The sequence below is a fragment of the Labedella gwakjiensis genome, from assembly GCF_003014675.1.
Taxonomy (GTDB): domain Bacteria; phylum Actinomycetota; class Actinomycetes; order Actinomycetales; family Microbacteriaceae; genus Labedella; species Labedella gwakjiensis.
Genome location: NZ_PYAU01000001.1, coordinates 2,073,319 through 2,090,645 on the forward strand (window position 1 = coordinate 2,073,319; position 17,327 = coordinate 2,090,645).

Annotated in this window: 15 protein-coding genes; all 15 read left to right on the forward strand. The window is 71.9% G+C overall.

All coding sequences use genetic code 11. The features are described 5' to 3' along the window. Positions 1 to 23: 23 nt before the first annotated feature. The 15 genes from CLV49_RS09820 to CLV49_RS09890 all read left to right on the forward strand — a co-directional run bounded on the left by CLV49_RS09820 (position 24) and on the right by CLV49_RS09890 (position 17,309). Positions 24 to 1,223, forward strand: a complete 1,200-nt coding sequence (locus CLV49_RS09820; protein WP_106563385.1) for an NAD(P)/FAD-dependent oxidoreductase — start codon at positions 24 to 26, stop codon at positions 1,221 to 1,223. Further along, positions 1,220 to 1,600: a (2Fe-2S)-binding protein gene (locus CLV49_RS09825; RefSeq protein WP_106563386.1), complete on the forward strand. Its 381-nt coding sequence runs from the start codon at positions 1,220 to 1,222 to the stop codon at positions 1,598 to 1,600. Before CLV49_RS09820 ends, CLV49_RS09825 begins: the two co-directional genes overlap by 4 nt. Beyond that, positions 1,597 to 3,015, forward strand: a complete 1,419-nt coding sequence (locus tag CLV49_RS09830; RefSeq protein WP_106563387.1) for an FAD-dependent oxidoreductase — start codon at positions 1,597 to 1,599, stop codon at positions 3,013 to 3,015. The genes CLV49_RS09825 and CLV49_RS09830 overlap by 4 nt, the downstream gene beginning before the upstream one ends. Before the next feature lie 24 nt (positions 3,016 to 3,039). After that, positions 3,040 to 3,966 (forward strand): dihydrodipicolinate synthase family protein, encoded by a 927-nt coding sequence (locus tag CLV49_RS09835; protein ID WP_106563388.1) that lies wholly within the window; start codon positions 3,040 to 3,042, stop codon positions 3,964 to 3,966. 1 nt (position 3,967) lies between these two features. After that, on the forward strand, positions 3,968 to 4,969 hold the full coding sequence (locus CLV49_RS09840) for a proline racemase family protein (protein ID WP_106563389.1): 1,002 nt from the start codon (positions 3,968 to 3,970) through the stop codon (positions 4,967 to 4,969). A 24-nt stretch (positions 4,970 to 4,993) separates the two neighbouring features. Then, positions 4,994 to 6,514 carry an aldehyde dehydrogenase (NADP(+)) gene (locus tag CLV49_RS09845; RefSeq protein ID WP_106563390.1) on the forward strand — a complete coding sequence of 507 codons (1,521 nt, stop codon included), beginning with the start codon at positions 4,994 to 4,996 and terminating at the stop codon, positions 6,512 to 6,514. Further along, entirely contained in the window at positions 6,511 to 6,816 is a 306-nt protein-coding gene (locus CLV49_RS09850; RefSeq protein WP_106563391.1) for an antibiotic biosynthesis monooxygenase family protein, read from the forward strand. Before CLV49_RS09845 ends, CLV49_RS09850 begins: the two co-directional genes overlap by 4 nt. A 207-nt stretch (positions 6,817 to 7,023) precedes the next feature. After that, on the forward strand, positions 7,024 to 8,061 hold the full coding sequence (locus CLV49_RS09855; protein WP_106563392.1) for a sugar ABC transporter substrate-binding protein: 1,038 nt from the start codon (positions 7,024 to 7,026) through the stop codon (positions 8,059 to 8,061). A 43-nt stretch (positions 8,062 to 8,104) separates the two neighbouring features. Next, the gene (locus CLV49_RS09860; protein ID WP_158261945.1) at positions 8,105 to 9,628 is read left to right on the forward strand and encodes a sugar ABC transporter ATP-binding protein; all 1,524 of its coding nucleotides are present in this window, start codon (positions 8,105 to 8,107) and stop codon (positions 9,626 to 9,628) included. Then, a complete protein-coding gene (locus CLV49_RS09865) occupies positions 9,625 to 10,602 on the forward strand; it encodes an ABC transporter permease (protein ID WP_106563394.1) in 978 nt (325 codons plus the stop codon). Before CLV49_RS09860 ends, CLV49_RS09865 begins: the two co-directional genes overlap by 4 nt. Before the next feature lie 33 nt (positions 10,603 to 10,635). Further along, positions 10,636 to 12,717, forward strand: a complete 2,082-nt coding sequence (locus tag CLV49_RS09870; RefSeq protein ID WP_106563395.1) for a hydantoinase/oxoprolinase family protein — start codon at positions 10,636 to 10,638, stop codon at positions 12,715 to 12,717. Continuing rightward, positions 12,714 to 14,438, forward strand: coding sequence for a hydantoinase B/oxoprolinase family protein (locus CLV49_RS09875; RefSeq protein WP_106563396.1), 1,725 nt, complete (start codon positions 12,714 to 12,716; stop codon positions 14,436 to 14,438). The genes CLV49_RS09870 and CLV49_RS09875 overlap by 4 nt, the downstream gene beginning before the upstream one ends. Next, entirely contained in the window at positions 14,435 to 15,664 is a 1,230-nt protein-coding gene (locus CLV49_RS09880) for a metal-dependent hydrolase family protein (protein WP_243696624.1), read from the forward strand. The genes CLV49_RS09875 and CLV49_RS09880 overlap by 4 nt, the downstream gene beginning before the upstream one ends. Then, entirely contained in the window at positions 15,661 to 16,566 is a 906-nt protein-coding gene (proC, locus tag CLV49_RS09885; protein WP_106563397.1) for a pyrroline-5-carboxylate reductase, read from the forward strand. Before CLV49_RS09880 ends, proC begins: the two co-directional genes overlap by 4 nt. Next, positions 16,563 to 17,309, forward strand: a complete 747-nt coding sequence (locus tag CLV49_RS09890) for an HpcH/HpaI aldolase family protein (protein WP_106563398.1) — start codon at positions 16,563 to 16,565, stop codon at positions 17,307 to 17,309. Before proC ends, CLV49_RS09890 begins: the two co-directional genes overlap by 4 nt. The last annotated feature ends 18 nt before the right edge of the window (positions 17,310 to 17,327 follow it).

A 17,327-nucleotide genomic window follows, 5' to 3' on the forward strand; every position in this document is an offset into this window, starting at 1 on the left:
CACAGGAGAGGGGAGGTGCGGGAATGAAGCGGATCGTCGTGATCGGCGCCGGCATCCTCGGGGCCGCCCTCGCCCGCGAACTCGCGCGCGACGGACACGACGTGACGGTCCTCGAGCGCACGGCCGCCGCCTCCGGCACGTCCGGTCGCGGGGAGGGCAACGTCCTCGTGAGCGACAAGGGACCGGGAGCCGAGCTCGAGCTCGCCCAGCTCTCGCGCTCGCTCTGGCCGCAGATCGCCCGCGAGCTCCACGAGGAGCTCGGCGACGCCTTCCCATCCATCGAGTTCGAGCCGAAGGGCGGGCTCGTCGTCTCCACGACGGCCACCGGCGCGGAGCCGCTCCTCGCTTTCGCCGCGTCGCAGCGCGCGGCGGGCGTGCGCGCCGACGTCATCGACGCCGCTGCGGCCCGCGCCCTCGAACCCCACCTCACCGACTCCACGACCGCGGCGATCCACTATCCGGAGGACGCGCAGATCCAGCCGGTCATCGCGACGGAGGCGTTCCTCGCCTCGGCCCGTCGGTCGGGTGCGCGCGTCCTCACCGGCCACGAGGTCGTCGGGGCCGTCCGCGACGGCGGGGGAGCCCTGGTGGGCGTCCGGGCGCGCACCTCGTCGGGCGTCGAGGCCGCGTTCCACGCGGACGCCGTCGTGAACGCCGCGGGGCCGTGGGGCGCTGCCGTGGGCGAGGCCCTCGGGGCGCCGACTCCGGTCCGCCCCCGTCGTGGCATGGTCCTCGTCACCACGCGCATGCCCCACCGCGTCTTCCACAAGGTCTACGACGCGGACTACGTCGGCGCCGTGGGCTCCTCGGCTGCCGACCTCCAGACGAGCAGCGTGGTCGAGTCGACCGCGTCGGGAACGGTGCTCATCGGCTCCTCCCGCGAGCAGGTGGGCTTCCGGGACGAGTTCCGCAGCCGCATCGTCGCCGAACTCGCGCGCAAGGCGATCCTGCTCTTCCCGTTCCTCGCCGGCGCCTCGCTCATGCGCACGTACAGCGGCTTCCGTCCCTACATGCCCGACCACCTGCCGATCATCGGCGAGGACCCCCGCGTGCCCGGACTCTGGCACGCGAACGGGCACGAGGGCGCGGGGATCGGTCTCGCGACCGGCACCGCGGCGATGCTCGCCGCCCTCTTGGGCGGCCGCCCGGCGCCGATGGACGCCACGCCGTTCTCGCTCTCGCGCCCGACGCTCGCGCCGTTCCTCGCGGAGGTCGTCGCATGAGCGCGCGACGCATCCCCTCCTCGACGGACGCCGTGCGGCCCCGAGCCTCCGGTCCGCTGTCGATCACGTTGGACGGAGAGAGCTTCGACGGCGTCGACGGACAGACCCTCGCGGGCGTGCTCCTCGGGTGCGGTCGGATGAGCTGGCGCGCGACGTCGTCGGGCGCCCGGCCCCGCGGCGTGTTCTGCGGGATCGGCGTCTGCTTCGACTGCATCGCCGAGGTGAACGGGGAGCGCGACGTGAGGCTCTGCCAGCGCCGCGCGTCGAACGGCGACGAGCTGCGCACCCAGCGCGACCTGCCCCCGGTGCCCGTGGAGGATCCCGACACCGCCGATCACGCCGACCCCGCAGGCCGCGCCGACGGAGCGACCTCGTGACCCGCGTGCTCGTCGTCGGGGCGGGTCCCGCCGGCCTCGCCTCCGCCGTCGCGGCCCTCGACGCCGGAGCGGACGTCTGGCTCGTGGACTCCTCGGACGAGACCGGCGGCCAGTACTGGCGGCACCTCCCCGAGCAGCGTGCGGGCGCCGGCGAGGCGCGCCTCCACCACGGCTTCGCTCTCTACCGCGCCCTCCGCGATCGCGTGCTCGGCGATCCGGCGTGCACCGTCCTGCTCTCCTCGGCCGTGTGGTCGATCGAGCGCTCGGCGTCGTCGCCCTCCGGCCTCACCGTGAACGTCTCGACGGGACGCATCGACGCCACCCGCGCGCGGATGACGGCGCTCCAGCCCGACGCGCTCGTCCTCGCGACGGGGGCGCACGACCGCACTCTCCCGTTCCCCGGGTGGGATCTGCCCGGCGTCTTCACGGGCGGCGCGGCCCAGGCCCTCGCGAAGGGGGAGCGCGTCCGCGTCGGCGAGCGCGTGGTGGTCGGCGGCGCCGGCCCGTTCCTCCTCCCGGTCGCGTCGTCGGTCGCCGAGTCCGGTGCCCGCGTGGTGGAGGTCGTCGAGGCGAACCGCGTCGGTCGCATCCTGCGCGGCTGGTCTCCTCGCCCCTGGCGTCTGCTCGGCGCACGCTCGAAGGCGGGGGAGCTCGTCGGCTACGTGTCCACGTTCGTCCGGCGACGCATCCCGTACCGGACCGGATCCGCCGTCGTCGCTGCCCACGGGACCGATCGCGTCGAGGCCGTGACGATCGCGCGGCTCGACGCCGACTGGCGTCCGATCCCCGGCACCGAGCGACGCGTGGCGGCCGATGCCGTGTGCGTGAGCCACGACTTCACCCCCCGGCTCGAGCTCGCCGTCGCGGCGGGCTGCGCCCTCGGCCCCGACCGCTTCGTCGTCGTCGACGACCGGCAGGAGACGAGCGTGCCCGGCGTCTTCGCCGTGGGCGAGATCACCGGCATCGGCGGGGTCGACCTCGCGCTCGCGGAGGGCGCCGTCGGCGGCGCTGCGGCGGCCGGACGGAACGCTCCGGCCGACGCGGTGCGCCGGCGTCGCGTCTTCGCGGACTTCGCCACGCGCATCGGCGCGGCCCACGGCATCCGCCCCGGCTGGCGGCACTGGCTGCACGACGACACGATCGTGTGCCGGTGCGAGGAGGTCGGCTATGGGCGGCTCTGCACGACCGCCGCCGCGACCGACGGAGAGGGCCTCCGCTCGCTCAAGCTCAGCACGCGCGCCGGTCTCGGCATCTGCCAGGGCCGCATCTGCGGACGCACCGTGGAGGAGCTGCTCATCGCGGCTTCCCCCGGCGACCGCTTCCTCGACTCGGTCACGACCGACCGCCGCCCGATCGTCACGCCCCAGCGGCTCGGCGACCTGGCGTCGATCGGCGACGACCCGGAACTCCCCTGAGACATCGAAAGGACCAACAACACCATGGAACCTCGCAGCATCCTGGGCGGCGTCATCGTCGCCACGGCGCTCCCCTACAAGGAGGACGCCTCAGCCCCCGCCGGCCTCGCGGTCGACTACGACCGCTTCGCGGAGCACTGCGACTGGCTCGTCTCGAACGGCTGCGACGGCGTCGGGCCGAACGGCTCGCTCGGCGAGTACTCCTCGCTCACCGACGCCGAGCGTCGACGCGTCATCCAGGTGGCCGTCGAGGCCGTCGGCGACCGCGGCATCGTCGTGGCCGGCGTGCACGGTCCGGGCTCGCACCAGGCGAAGTACTGGGCGGAGCTCGCGGCGGAGGACGGCGCAAAGGGTGTGCTCTCGCTCCCGCCGACGATGTACCGCGCGAGCCGCTCCCAGGTCGTCGACCACTACGCGGCCATCTCCGAGGTGGGCCTGCCGATCATGGCCTACAACAACCCCATCGACACCAAGGTCGACCTCGTACCCGACCTCGTGGCGGAGCTCGCGCAGATCGAGAACGTCGTCGCGATCAAGGAGTTCTCGGGCGACGTGCGCCGCGCCTTCGAGATCGCCGAGCTGTGCGACATCGACATCATCGCCGGCGCCGACGACGTCGTCTTCGAGCTCCTGCTCGACGGAGCCGTCGGCTGGTTCGCCGGCTTCCCGAACGCGTTCCCCGCCGAGTCCGTCGAGATCTACACCCTCGTCCGCTCCGGCCGGATCGACGAGGCGCGCGAGCTCTACAAGGCGCTCGTCGCGATCTTCCGCTGGGACTCCCGCGTGGAGTTCGTGCAGGCCATCAAGCTCAGCATGGAGATGGTCGGCCGCTACGGCGGACCGTCGCGCCCGCCCCGCGGTCCCCTCACGCCCGAGCACGAGGCCGGCGTGCGCGCCGACATGCAGCGCGCGATCGACTATCTCGCATCGCGGACCCCCGCGCTCGTCTGACATGCGCTCCTCCCGTCTCTACACCGCGGTCGACTCGCACACCGAGGGGATGCCGACGCGCGTCGTCACCGGCGGCGTCGGCGTCATCCCCGGCAGCACGATGAACGAGCGGCGGCTCCACTTCATCGAGCACCTCGACCACATCCGCAAGCTCCTCGTGAACGAGCCCCGCGGACACGCGGCGATGAGCGGTGCGATCCTGCAGCCGCCCACGCGTCCCGACGCGGATTTCGGGGTCCTCTTCATCGAGGTCTCCGGGTGTCTGCCGATGTGTGGTCACGGCACGATCGGCGTGGCCACGGTGCTCGTCGAGACGGGGATGGTCGAGGTCGTCGAGCCGGTCACGGAGATCCGGCTCGACACTCCGGCCGGCCTCGTCATCGCGCGCGTCGCGGTGAGCGACGGCCACGCGGACTCCGTGACGATCGAGAACGTGCCGTCTTTCCCCGTTCGGCTCGACGCCGAGATCGAGGTGGACGGCCTCGGGACCGTCCCGTACAGCCTCGCCTTCGGCGGCAACTTTTACGCGATGGTCGACCTCGATGCCGTGGGGCTCCCGTTCGACCGTTCGCACCAGCAGGAGATCCTGTCGGCCGGTCTCGCCATCATGGCGGCGATCAACGAGCAGGACCCGCCGTCGCACCCCACGATCGACGGCGTCGATCACTGCCACCATGTGGAGTTCATCGCCCCGGGCTCCGACGCGCGACACTCGCGCCACGCGATGGCGATCCACCCCGGATGGTTCGACCGTTCGCCGTGCGGCACCGGGACATCGGCGCGCATGGCGGAGTTGTGGGCACGAGGGGAGCTCCCGCTCGACCAGGACTTCCGCAACGACTCCTTCATCGGGTCGACGTTCACCGGTCGCCTCGTGCGGGAGACTGAGGTCGCCGGCATGCCGGCGGTCGTCCCCACCATCACCGGGCGCGCCTGGGTCACGGGGATCGGCCAGTACATGCTCGACCCCTCCGATCCGTTCCCCCAGGGCTTCGAGTTCTGATCCACCACCGTCCAGGAGGACCATGTGAACGACACGACACCGACCGAACTCGAGGCCGTCCTCGACGCCGCCGCACAGGCGGCGCCGGCCCTCGCGGCGTCCGCTCCGCGGGTGCGTGCTGAGGCCCTCGTGGCCGCGGCCGATGCTCTCGATGGTGCGGCCGACGAGCTCGTGCCCATCGCGATGCGCGAGACGGGCCTCGCCGAGGCGCGTCTGCGCGGCGAGCTGAAGCGCACCACCGTGCAGCTGCGCCTCTTCGCCGAGACCGTCGTGGACGGCGCCTACCTCGATGTGCGCATCGACGACGCCGATCCCGACTTCGTACTGGGGCCGCGCCCCGAGGTGCGGCGCTACCTCGTGCCCCTCGGACCCGTCCTCAACTTCGCCGCGAGCAACTTCCCGTTCGCGTTCTCCGTCGCCGGCGGCGACTCGGCGGCAGCGCTCGCCGCGGGGTCACCCGTGGTCGTGAAGGCGCACGAGGGTCACCCGGAGCTGTCGCAGCGGACGGCGGAGATCGTCGCGACGGCCCTCGTCGCGGCCGGGCTCCCCGAGGGGACTTTCGGGATCGTCTTCGGACGCGATTCGGGGATCACCGCGCTCCGCGACCCGCGCATCGCGGCGGCCGCCTTCACCGGCTCGACGGGAGGCGGGGTCGCTCTCGCGGCCATCGCGGCGAACCGTCCCGTCCCGATCCCGTTCTTCGGTGAGCTCGGAAGCGTCAATCCCGTGTTCGTGACGCCCGCCGCTGCGGAGGCGGGCCTCGGCCCGCTCGCCGAGGCGTTCGTCGCGAGCGTCAGCGGATCCGCCGGGCAGCTCTGCACGAAGTCCGGGTTCCTCTTCGTGCCGCGCGGCGCGGACCTCCCCGTCGCCGCTCCGGCCGCGGGGGTCGCTCCGCACCGCCTGCTCCACGCCGGCATCGCGGACGGGTTCCGGGATCGGCGCGAGCGCATCCTCTCGACCGACGGTGTCGAGACGGTCGCGGGCGGCGACGTGACGGACGACGAGGCCGGCGCCTGGGCCACACCCACAATCGCGCGGACGGACGTCGCGACGCTCCGCCGCGAGCGCGAGGCTCTGCTCGACGAGGCCTTCGGACCGCTCGCGATCGTCGTGGACTACGACGACCCGGCGGACCTCCCCGGCCTCGTCGACGAGTTCTTCCCTGGCAACCTCACGGGCACGATCCAGACGGCGCCGGGGGAGGACCCCGCCGGATTCACCGACCTGGCGGCGGCGATCGCGGCCCACTCGGGCCGCGTCATCGTGAACGGCTGGCCGACCGGGGTCGCCGTCACGCCCGCGATGACCCACGGCGGCCCGTTCCCGGCCACCGTCGGCGGCGCGGGGACATCGGTCGGCACGGCCGCGATCTCGCGCTTCCTCCGCCCCGTCACCTACCAGAACGCACCCGACGGCATCCTGCCGCCGCCGCTGCGCGACGACAACCCGTGGGGAGTGCCGCAGCGGCGCTCGTCGGCGGGCGAGTCGGCGTCGTGGGGTCAGCTGGCCGCCAGCGCCGGAGCAACCGGCGGTGGCGCCGCATGATCCGCAGCATCCTGTCGCTGTATCCCGCCCCCGAGCGGGTCGCCGACGTGCTCGAGGTGTATCGGGATGCCGACATCCTGCAGTTCTCGCTCGACCAGTCTCGCGCCGTCGCCTCCGAGATCTCGGTGGCCGTCGACGGTTCGGGCGAGATCGTCGTGACCGCGCTCTGGCCGGACCCCGCCGCCTACCAGGAGTGGCTCGACCACCCGCGCCGCCGCAACGAACGACTCGTCGCGATCCTCGCGGGCGTGGAGGTCGGGTCCGCGCGCCTCTTCGAGGTGGACCACTCGGTCTCGGCGTAGCGTCGCTCGTCGTTCGGGCCGCCCCGCGAGGGTCGGCCCGTTCGTCGCGCCGTCCAGACGTCGGGCGGTTCTCGACCGCCGCGCCAGACGAAATGCGTCCGTTACATAAGAGATAAACCGCTGTAATGCGAAGTGTGACATATTACTGACACGCACCACGGCAAGACTCATCCCGGCGTCCGCCGACTCACTCCTTGGAGGTAGCAGTTGTTCACATCGAATCGTCGCCGGTGGCGGCTCCCCGTCGCGGCATCCGTGGTGTTCCTCGGAGCATCGGCCCTCACCGCCTGCAGCGGTGACACCGGCAGTACCGGTGCGTCCGAGGACGGCTACGAGATCGCCGTGCTGCTCTCCTCGAGCCAGAACGGCTACAACCAGGCCGTCGCCGAGGGCGTCCAGAACATGGCGGACGAGCTCGACGCCGACATCAACCTGACGCTCCTCGACGGGGCGTTCAACGCCGACACGCAGCTCAGCCAGATGGAGACGGCGGGTGTCGGGGACAAGTACGACGGCGTCGTCGTGGTCCCGTTCGACGGCCCGGCCCTCGCCGCGGCGTTCCCCCTGTCGAACAGCATCCCCGTGGCGTCGGTGCTCAACCCGATCGGCCCGGAGATCGAGGAGATGGAGCCCCAGGTCGAGGGCGTCGTGTCCACGGTCGCCGTCCCGGCCGGCGAGGCCGCGGCCAAGCAGGCGGAGGACGTCGTGTCCTACTGCGCCGACATCGACCCGTGCAAGGTCGTGCTGCTCGTCGGTCAGCTCAACGCCCCGCTCGACGTCACCCGTGAGGCCTCCTACCGCGAGGTCCTCGAGGCCGAGGACAACATCGAGATCGTCACGACGGTCGAGGGCAACTACGACCCCGACCAGTCGGCCACGACCATCACGAACGTGCTGCAGTCGACGCCCGACGTGAACGTCATCCTCTCGAACGCCGACCAGCAGACGAAGGGCGCGCAGATCGCGCTCGAGGACGCCGGCATCGACCCCTCGTCCGTGTACCTCACGGGCGGCGGCGGAACGACCGAGTCGATCCAGAACGTGCGCGACGGCATCTGGCAGGCCGACTACATCAACTTCCCCGTCTCGATGGGCGCGGCCGCGATGCAGCAGCTCTACAACGCCCTGACCGGCGCCGACGTCGAGTCCTACGTGAACGCCGATGAGGTCGGCGAGGTCGAGCCGTACGCCACCAAGGAGACGCTCGAGGAGACCCCCGACTTCACCGGCGAGTGGGAGGGCTAGACCCGCACCATCCCCCTCACCCTCATCGGACGGATCGGATCCCATGGACACCACCACCACCCCGCTCGTCGAACTGAGCGGCGTCTCCAAGCGCTTCGGCGGCACCCAGGCGCTCGACGGAGTCGACCTCGTGCTCCGCGCCGGCGCCGTGCACGCCCTCGTGGGCGAGAACGGCGCGGGCAAGTCGACGCTCGGCAAGATCGTCGCCGGGCTCTACGCGCCGGACTCCGGCGAGCTGCGCGTCGACGGGGAGGCGGTGGGCCGGTGGGATCCGGTCCGCGCCCAGCGGAGCGGCGTCGTGATGATCGCCCAGGAGCTCTCGCTCGTGGACGATCTCACGGTCGAGGAGAACGTCTTCCTCGGTGTCGAGGCCAGCACCGCCGGCATCCTCCACCGGAGGAACGGCGAGCGCTTCGAAACACTGCGTGCGCTCGCCGACTTCGAGCTCGACGCGAAGGCGCGGGTCGGCGACCTGCGGATCGCCGACCAGCAGAAGGTCGAGATCATGCGGGCGCTCGCCCGCGACGCCCGCGTGATCGTCATGGACGAGCCCACCTCCTCCCTCACGGCGCACGAGACCGAGCGACTGCACCGCCTCGTCGTGCAGTTGCGCGAGCAGGGGAGGAGCGTCGTGTACGTCTCGCACTTCCTCGACGCCGTGCTCGAGGTGGCCGACACGGTGACGATCATGCGCGACGGGGTGCGCGTGCGCACGGGTGCCGCGGCGAGCGAGACGAAGGCGTCGATGGTGCAGGCGATGCTCGGCCGCGAGCTGTCGGTGACCTTCCCCGATCGACGACCGGCGGCCGACCCGGAGGTCGAGCCCGTCCTCGTCGCCGATCGCATCGCGACGGCGACGGGCGTCGAGGAGGCCTCCCTCGTCGTGCGGCCCGGCGAGATCGTCGGCCTGCTCGGTCTCGTCGGCTCCGGCCGTTCCGAGATCGCCAGGGCCCTCGCGGGGGCCGATCCCCTCACCGCGGGCACGCTGACATTCCGCGGGACGACGCGCACCCGGTGGAACACGCGCCGTGCGATCGCCGAGGGACTCGTCATGGTGCCGGAGGACCGGCACGCGCAGGGCCTCGTCCTCCAGCGGAGCGTGCGCGAGAACATCTCGCTCGCCTTCCTCGACCGCTTCGCGACCGCCGGTGTCATCCGACGGTCGGCCGAGCGGACGGAGGCCACGGCGCTCGCCGAGGCTCTCAGCATGCGCCCGCCGCGTATCGGACTCGAGGTGGGCGGCCTCTCCGGAGGCAACCAGCAGAAGGCCCTCCTCGCGAAGTGGCTCGTGGGCGACCCGTCGTTCGTCATCCTCGACGAGCCGACCCGTGGCGTCGACATCGGCGCGAAGGCCACGATCTACCAGCTCGTCGCCGACCTCGCGGATCGCGGCGTCGGCGTGCTCCTCATCTCCTCGGAGCACGAGGAGGTCCTCGCGCTCAGCAGCCGCGCGTACACCGTGAGCAACGGCCGCATCGCGGGCGAGGTCGACCCGGCCGTCTTCGGCGTCGGCGACCTCCTCGCGCATCTCTTCTCAGTCGAACAGGAAATCGGAGCCATCGCATGACCAGCACGACCGTCCGCGCGTCCGAACCGCGCATCACGCCGGCCAAGGCCCTCGCGTTCCTGCGCGACTACGCCGTCCTGATCCTCCTCGTCGCGCTCCTCATCGTGCTCGCGATCGCGTCGCCGTCGTTCTTCACGTTCGCGAACATCATCAACATCATCAACCAGAACACGCCCCTCGCGCTTATCGCGGTGGCCGGCACGTTCGTGATCATCTCCGGCTCCTTCGACCTCTCCACCGCCGCGATCTACGCGGTCGGGAGCGTCGCGGCCGCGTGGGTGGCCGTCGAGAGCGGCAACGTCGTGCTCGGCCTCCTCGCCCCGCCCGTCATCGGGCTCGCCCTCGGCGTGTTCAACGGCCTCGCCGTCACCGTGCTGCGGGTGCACTCGTTCCTCGCGACTCTCGCGTCGAGCCTCATCTTCAAGGCGATCGCCGTGCTCATCACGGGCGGATCGCTCATCCAGGTGGCGCTCCCCGGCTTCTCGGAGCTCGGCCGCGGCCGCGTCGGCGGCGTGTTCTACACCGTCCTCATCCTCATCGTCTTCGTCGCGCTCATGTGGTTCCTCCTCAAGGGCACGGTCTTCGGCCGGCACGTCTTCGCGGTGGGCGGCAACCCCGACGCCGCGCAGCTCTCCGGCGTGCGCGTCGACCGCACGCGCGTGATGGTCTTCGCGCTCAGCGGCCTCGCGGCCGGCATGGCCGCCGCGATCGGCGTCTCGCGCATCGCGTCCGGACAGCCGCAGGCCGGAGCGGGGCTCGAGTTCGATGCAATCGCCGCGATCATCCTCGGCGGCACGAGCATCTACGGCGGCGTCGGCGCCGTGTGGCGCTCCGTCGCCGGCGTCTTCCTCATCGCCCTCATCGGCAACGGCTTCGACATCCTCGGCTTCAACCCGCAGATCAAGGACCTCGTCACGGGCGCCATCATCCTCGCGGCCGTGGGCCTCGCCGCCGCCGGCGTCAAGCGCCGCTGACGTCCGTCTCCCTCCTTCCGAAAGGACCCCCCCATGTCTGAACGAGTCCGCGTCGCCATCGACGTAGGCGGCACCTTCACCGATGTCGTCAAGCTCACGCCCGCGTCCGGCGAACTCCGGTTCGAGAAGGTCCCGACCACGCCGTCGGCGCCGACGGACGGAGTGCTCGCCGGCTTCTCGGCCGCCGAGGCCACCCTGGAGGACATCGTGATGTTCAACCACGGCACGACCCTCGGCCTCAATGCCCTCCTCACCCGGACGGGTGCGCGCACCGCGATCGTGTCGACCGCCGGATTCCGCGACGTCTACCTGCTGGGTCGTACGGACCGCTCGGCGATGTACGACATCCGCTACAAGAAGCCCGCGGCACTCGTGGAGCGCGCCGACACCTTCGAGGTCGTCGAGCGCAGCTACTTCGACGGCACCGTGGCGACCCCGCTCGACGAGGACGACGCCCGCCGGGTGGCCTCGGAGATCGCGGCAGGCGGCTACGCGTCGGTCGCCGTCACCTTCCTCCACTCGTACGCGAACGCGGCCCACGAGGCGCGCATGCGGGAGATCCTCGAGGAGGTCGCACCGGGTGTCGACGTGACGCTCTCGCACGAGCTCGCCCGCGAGTACCGCGAGTACGAGCGGACGAGCACGACCGTCCTCGACGCGTACATCAAGCCGATCGTGCGCGGCTACCTCGACGTGCTCGAGGACGAGCTCGCGCAGGGCGGCTTCGCCGGCCGGTTCCTCATGTCGCGCTCCGGCGGCGGCGCGATGACGGCCGCGGCCGCGAAGCAGCAGCCCGTCAACCTCATCCTCTCCGGCCCCGCCGGTGGCGTCATCGGCGCCGCGGCGTTCTCGAAGCTCATCGAGACCCCGAACCTCATCACGATCGACATGGGCGGCACGAGTCTCGACGCCTCCCTCGTCCTCGACCACGAGCCGCTCATGCACCAGGGAGCCGAGTTCGAGGGACTGCCGATCACGACGCCCTCCCTCAACATCCAGACGATCGGAGCGGGCGGCGGATCGCTCGGCTACCTCGATGCGGCCGGCGTGCTGCAGGTGGGCCCGCAGAGCGCGGGAGCGATGCCCGGCCCCGCGTCGTACGGACGCGGTGGCACCCAGCCGACCTTCACCGACGCGGCGCTCGCCGTGGGCTACCTCGGCTCGGACACCCCTCTCGGCGGCACGCTCGTTCTCGACGAGGAGCGGGCGATCGACGCCCTCGCGACGATCGCCGGGCCTCTCGGCTTCGGCGAGCGCGCCCTCGCGCGCGGCATGCTCCGCATCTCGACGACGAAGATCGTCGGGGCGGTGCGCGGCATCACCGTCGAGCTCGGCCTCGACCCCCAGGACTTCGCTCTGCTCTCGTTCGGCGGCGGAGGCGGGCTCGTCGCGGTGGACGTGGCGCGAGAACTCGGCATCCCGACCGTCGTCGTCCCGCCGGGACAGGGTGCGTTCTCGGCCCTCGGCATGCTCATGGCGGATGTGCAGCACGATTTCTCGCGCACCTCCATCACCCCGCTGCTCGACATCGACGCGGAGCAGATCGCCGCGTCGTTCGCCGCGCTCGAGGCCCAGGCGGTCGAGGCGCTCGAGGCCGAGGGCTTCGCCGAGTCCGACCGACGGCTCGTGCGCACGATCGACGTGCGGTACATGGGGCAGGAGCACTCCGTCACCGTGGCCTGCCCGCCGATCGGCGACGGATTCGCGGCCGCTGTCGAGTCGTCGTTCGCGCAGCTGCACGAGCGCCAGTACGGGCACACGATGTCCGACCCCGTCGAGATCACGACGCTCCGCGTCCGCGGCGTCGGCGTGATCGACAAGCCCTCGCTGCCCACGATGGCCGACCGGGTCGACGGCGGGCCCGAACGACTCGGCGATCGCATCGTGCACCTCTCCGACGACGAGCAGACGGTGTACGGCCTCTACTCCCGTGAGCAGCTCCTCATGGGCGACCGCATCCCCGGCCCGGCCGTGATCACCGAGCACACCGCGACGACCGTCATGCACGCGGGCGACGTCCTCACGGTGGGTCGATACGGCGAACTCGTCATCGCGATCGAGACCGAACCCGTCACCGCTTCCGATTCCCCCGCCCTCGAAGGAGCCGTCCGATGAGCGACGCCATCACGATCGAAGTCATCCGTCACGGCCTGATCGCCGCGGCCGCCGAGGTCGCGCACAACCTGTGCCGTACCGCCTACAACACGGTGGTGTACGAGATCCACGACTACGGCGTGGGCGTCCACGACGTGAACGGCGACGTCGTGGCCGACGCCCCCGGCATCGCGATCTTCACCCGTGGGAACGACTACGGGATCAAGAAGGCCGTCGAGTTCCTCGGGGTGGATGCCATGGGCGAAGGCGACGTGTTCCTCCTCAACTACCCGTACTGGTCGTCGGCTCACGCCCTCGACACCCTCGTCTTCGGGCCAATCCATGCGAGCTCCGGCGAGCTCATCGGCTACGCCTCCGTGCGCATCCACGTGCTCGACCTCATGCAGAAGGACGCGGGCTACGTGCTCGACTCCACCGACATGTACCAGGAGGGCATCTTCTTCCCGGGCACGCGGCTGTACCAGGGCGGCAAGCAGTGCGACGACGTCTTCAACATCATCCGCTTCAACAGCCGGATGCCCGAGCGGACCATCGGCGACCTCCAGGCGCAGGTCTCGGCGGTCCACGCGGGTGTCGCCCGCACCCGCGAGATCGCCGACAAGTACGGAGTGGAGACCCTCGCCGACGCGATGCGCGCGATCAACGAGCACGGCGAGAAGCTCGCCCGCATCGGTCTCGCGAAGCTCCCGAAGGGTACGTGGCACGCGCGCGACTTCATGGACAGCGACGGGATCGACAAGTCCACGCCCGTCGCGATGGACGCCGTCGTGACGATCACGGACGACGAGTTCATCATCGACTGGAGCGACAGCGCCTTCGGCGTGGTCGGCCCGATCAACCTCCCGCCTGGTCAGACCGAGGCGCTCTGCAGCCTCGTCTTCAAGTCCCTCACGACGCCGGACAGCCCCGTCGTCGCAGGCAACTTCGCGCCCCTCCGCGTGATCACGAAGGAGGGGAGCGTCATGCACGCCGTCCCCCCGATGCCCACGTTCACGCTGTGGACGGGCCTCCTCGCGGGCGAGGTGGTGCTCAAGGCGCTCGCGCAGGGCATGCCCGACTGGATGCCGGCATCCTCCGGCGGCGACGTGAACTCGATGATGGGTCTCGGCGTCAACCCGCGGAACGGCGACTCCTGGCTCGAGGCCACGAACGAGGCCGTCGGCTACGGCGGCCACGCGGACGGCGACGGCGAGGACGGCATCATGCACTTCTCGGAGCCCGGCTGCCGCAACAACCCGGTCGAGGTGCTCGAGACGAAGTCGCCGATGATCATCGACCACTACGGGTACCGACCGGACTCCGGCGGCGCGGGCAAGCACCGCGGCGGCGTCGGCGTGAGCCGGGCGTACCGCTTCACGGCTCCGTCGATCGGCATCGGCCTCATGTACAAGACGAGCCCGCCGTGGGCCGTCGCGGGAGGGGAGGAGGCCGTGCCGAACAGCATGACCATCAACCCCGGACTCCCCGGCGAGCGACGGGCTGCCGGCGAGTACAGCCACCTCGAGGCTGGAGACGTCCTCGTCAACGCGACGGGCGGCGGCGGCGGCTGGGGTCCGGCTTTCGAGCGCGACCCGCAGGCCGTGGCCGCGGACGTGCGCAACGGCTTCGTCTCCGTGGAGGCCGCCGCATCGTCGTACGGGGTCGTGCTGCGACCCGGCGGGTTCGACGTGGACGAGGCGGCGACCGCCGAGCTCCGCGGTTCAGCGGCGGCCACCCGATGACCGGCGGCCCGATGGCCGGCGGCGACCTCGTCGTCCGCAACGCGCTCGTCTTCGACGGCGTCTCGGCCGACCTCGTCGAGGGGGCGATCCGCATCGTCGACGGAACGATCGCCGAGGTCGGAGACGTCGGTGCGAGCCGACCGGGCGAGCAGGAGATCGACGCGCACGGCGCCGTCGTGACCCCCGGCCTCATCGACGCGCACTTCCACGCCTACGCGGTGTCGATGATCACGAGCCGCATCGAGAGCGCCTACCTGAGCTACCTCGCGCTCGCGGCCTCCCTCCGGTTGCGCGACGCGCTCGGCCGCGGCTTCACGACCGTGCGCGACGTGGCCGGCGGCGACGCCGGGCTGTCCGCCGCGATCGACCGTGGCCTCATCCCCTCGCCGCGGTACTTCTGGACGGGCGCGGCGCTCAGCCAGACGGGCGGGCACGGCGACCACCGCGGCGCCGAGGACGACGTGTGCTTCCACGGCGGCCACATGTGCGAGCTCGTCGACGGGGTCGACGCGCTCCGCGTCGCCGTACGGTCGCGCTTCCACCACGGCGCCCACGCGATCAAGATCATGACGTCCGGCGGCGTCGCCTCCCTCACCGACCCGCTGCGGCCGGCGCAGTACTCGGCGGAGGAGGTGCGCGCGGTCACGGAGGAGGCGGGGCGGCGCGGCAGCTACGTCGCCGCCCACTCGTACTCGCCGGAGTCGATCCGCCACTCGATCGAGAACGGCGTGCGATCGATCGAGCACGGCAATCTCCTCGACCCGGAGACGGCCGCTGCGATGGCCGCGGCCGGCGCGGTCCTCGTGCCCACACTCGCCGCCTATGACGCGATGGACCGACGCGGCGACGAAGTGGGTCTCTCACCCGTCTCCGCCGCGAAGAACAAGCAGGTCCTCGAGGCGGGCAAGTACGCCGTGCGCTTCGCCCTCGACGCCGGCGTCACCGTGGGCTTCGGCTCCGACCTCATGGGCGACCTCGCCTCCGACCAGCTCGTGGGAGTGCGGCTGCAGGCGGAGGCGTCGAGCCCGCTCGACGCGCTCCGCTCGCTCACCTCCGCGAACGCCGAGCTGCTGCAGCGCGACGATCTCGGCCGGATCGCGGCCGGTGCGCTCGGGGACCTCGTCATCTGGTCGGGGAATCCGCTCGAGGACATCGCCGTCATCTCGGATGAGGGACGCGCGCGCACGGTCGTGAGCCGCGGTCGCGTAGCCGTCGCGGCCTCGTGACGGACCCGCACCTGGCCGGTACCGCACCGGCCCGCGCCCTCGCGGTGATCGGCGCCGGGTCGCTCGCCCGCACGCTCCTCGCCGGATGGCAGCGCGCCGGTGTGCCGTTCCCGTCCGTGCTCACGGTCTCCCGCACCGCGTCCCGAGCGGCGGAGATCGCGTGGCCGGGGGTCACCGCGCTGTCGCTCGAGGACGATGCCTCCGCCGCGACGCGGGCCGTCCGTGGCGCCGGGCTCGTCGTCGTCGCTGTCAAGCCGTGGATGCTCCACGAGGTGGCGCCGCGGATCGCCGGCGCCCTCGAACCCGGTGCGATCGTCGTCTCGGTCATGGCGGGCGTCCGCCTCGACACCCTGCGGACGGCGCTCGGCGGGACGAATCCCGTCGTGCGGGTGCTCCCGAACACGCCGTCGCAGGTGAACGCGGGGATCGCGGGTCTCGCGGCCGGGGCCGCCGCCCCGGCGGACGTCGCCGTCGTCCGGGATCTCTTCGCGGCGCTCGGCGACGTCATCGAGGTGGACGAGGACGGGCTCGACGCCCTCACGATGCTCTCGGGTTCGGGCCCGGCGCTCATGTTCCTCCTCGCGGAGAAGCTCGCGACGGCGGCCGAGCATCAGGGCTTCGCTCCGGATCAGGCCGCGCGGATCGCTCGAGGCGTGCTCGCCGGGGCCGGCGCGCTCATCGCCGAGACGGGCGACGACCCCGCCGAGCTCCGACGCCGCATCACGAGCGTGCAGGGGGTCACCCACCACGCCGTCTCGGTGCTCGAGGAGCGGGACCTCGGCGGTAGCGTTATCGCGGCGGCCGACGCCGGACTGGCGCGGGCCCGCGAACTCGCGACGGCGCCGGCCCCCGCCGGATCGACAGCACGTCCCACGTCACCGACGACAGGAGAGACGACATGACCACGGACTCGATCGAGTACGGCGCTTTCAGCTTCATCGACTCACCGGCGGCCGTGGAGGCGCTCAGTGCCACGGGTCTCGACTGGATCTGCCTCGACGCTCAGCACGGGCGGTGGGACGATCGCAGCGTGCTCGCCGCGCTCGACCTCGCAGGTCCCGCGGCGACCGGGAAGGGCGAGCGGGCGCGCATCGTCGTGCGCCCCCGCGCCGCGGACTTCGGGCTCATCGGGCGGGCACTCGACGCCGGAGCGGCCGGCGTGATCGTGCCGATGGTCGACGGCGTCGACGACGCCCGCCGCGTGGTCGAGGCCGCCTACTTCCCGCCGCTCGGCCGCCGCAGCTTCGGCCCGATCCGTGCGCCGTACGGAGCCCCGGCCGATGTGGCGGCGGCGAACGACGGCATCCTCCTCGCGATCATGATCGAGACGGCCGGCGCGCTCGCGGCGGTCGACGAGATCGCGGCGCTCCCCGGCGTCGACATGCTGTTCGTCGGTCCGTTCGACCTCTCCGCCGCCCTCGGCATCACGATCGACGAGCTGCTCGCCGACACGGGAGCGGACTCGCCACTCGCCCGTGTCGCCGCGGCGGCCGCGGCTGCCGGCATCCGCTTCGGCGCGTTCGCCGGCATCCCGGAGCGAGCCGCGGCCTTCGCGGCCCACGGCGCCGACTTCCTCTCGATCACGTCCGACACGGACACCCTCACCCTCGGCGCCCACACCGCCCTCCTCCGCGCCCACCCCTGACCCCCCAAATACAGCTTT